The organism is Methanobrevibacter cuticularis (assembly GCF_001639285.1).
In the GTDB taxonomy this organism is placed as follows: Archaea; Methanobacteriota; Methanobacteria; order Methanobacteriales; family Methanobacteriaceae; genus Methanobaculum; species Methanobaculum cuticulare.
The window spans coordinates 1-1,735 of the sequence record NZ_LWMW01000018.1; the positions used below are offsets into that span (position 1 = coordinate 1).

Genomic DNA, 1,735 nt, shown 5'->3' on the forward strand with positions numbered 1-1,735 from the left:
AAGTAATATCAATAATCTAGATATTAAGGATAATAATGTTAAAAATAGTGGTAGTGATGGTGTTTCAGTAGATAGTTCTGAACATGTTGGTATTAGTGGTAATGATATTGAAGATTCTTCTTCTAATGGTGTTTCTGTTTATGATAGTGATGATGTTAATATTTCTAAAAACAAGATAGAAAAAAGTGGGGGTCATGGTGTATCTTTATATTCAACTAAAAACACTAAAATTTCACATAATACTGTTAAAAGTAGTGAAGGTGTAGGTATTTATTTAGGTGATTCTGAAAATAGTTATATTCATGACAATAATATAACAAATTCTAGTGAAGAAGGGTTGAAAGGTAGTATTGTAACAAATATTAGTATGATTAACAATACTATTGCAAATAACACAGGAAATGGACTTTCTATCGATGTATCTGCATACAATATGACAATTACGGATAATACTTTTAATAATAACGGAGGAAGTAACCTATATTTTGAAAATATATCAAAATCCTTGATTAAAAACAACAATATCACTAATGGGGAAAGTAATGGCATCGATATATCTTATGGTGATTTTGTTGAAATCTACAATAATATTATAAAAAATAACACAGATTCAGGTATTTTCATAACTAATACTAAAAATGTCCTAATTAATGAAAATAAAATAATGAACAACAATGAAGGTATAAATATATTATATTCCACATTTATTGGCATTTATAACAATTCAATAGAAAAAAATAATGGATTAGCTATTTACTTTGCAAACGACATAAATGATCAGGTCAATTATTTTTCTCCAAGTATATTAGATAATAAAAGGTTTTTTACAGGTTTTGGACCATCTCTCATTTTTTATTTTCAAATTAAGGATAATAATATTACTAGTAATCGTTTTGGTATTGAGATAAATAGCTGTGATTCTTTTGATATTTCTCAAAATGGCATTAAATGGAATAATGGCAATGGTTTTAGTTCTATTGATTCTAAATCTTTTGGTTTCTATGGAAATGATGTTTCTTTTAATAATGGTAGTGGTTTGTATATTGTTGATTCTGATGGTGGAATCCAAGGGAATAATGTGAGTAATAATAATGAATATGGTATTTTTTTAATGGATTCTCCAGTCTATATTATAGCAAGGAATTTAGTAAATTATAATAAAAATTCTGGAATTATTCTTTATGGTGTAAATAGCTCTAATTTGCAATATAATGATATAATTGGAAATGGTGGGGAGGGAATACTTTTAAGTAATTCTAATAATATTCCAATTTATCTAAATGAAATAAGTAATAATAGTATAGGTATTGCTTTATATTCTTCTGATAATTGTTCTGTTTATGATAATGATTTTGTGAATAATACTGTGGGGATTTTTATTGATTCAGTTAAAAATAGTGTTTTTTCTAATTCTTTTGTTGGTGGTAATGAGGGGATTGTTATTTATGGGATAAATAATATTATAAGGGATAATAATCTTTCTAATATTAAGTCTAATGGTGTTTCTGTTTTTGGTTATGGGAATGTTGTTAAAAATAATATAATAAGTGGTGTTAAAGGTTATGCTATTAGTTTGTTTGCTTATGGTAATAATGTGACTTATAATTATCTTAAGGGTAATTATCGTGGTTTATATGTTAATGCTGATGAGAATTTGTTTGCTTACAATAATATAACTAGCTCTAAATATAGTGCTTTGGTTGTTGTAGGTTCCATAAACACTATTAAAAATAAT

General features: G+C 25.6%; 1 protein-coding gene. It reads left to right on the forward strand.

The features are described from left to right. Positions 1-1,735: right-handed parallel beta-helix repeat-containing protein (locus MBCUT_RS00540; protein ID WP_157082408.1), on the forward strand; the 1,735-nt coding region annotated here is incomplete at both ends.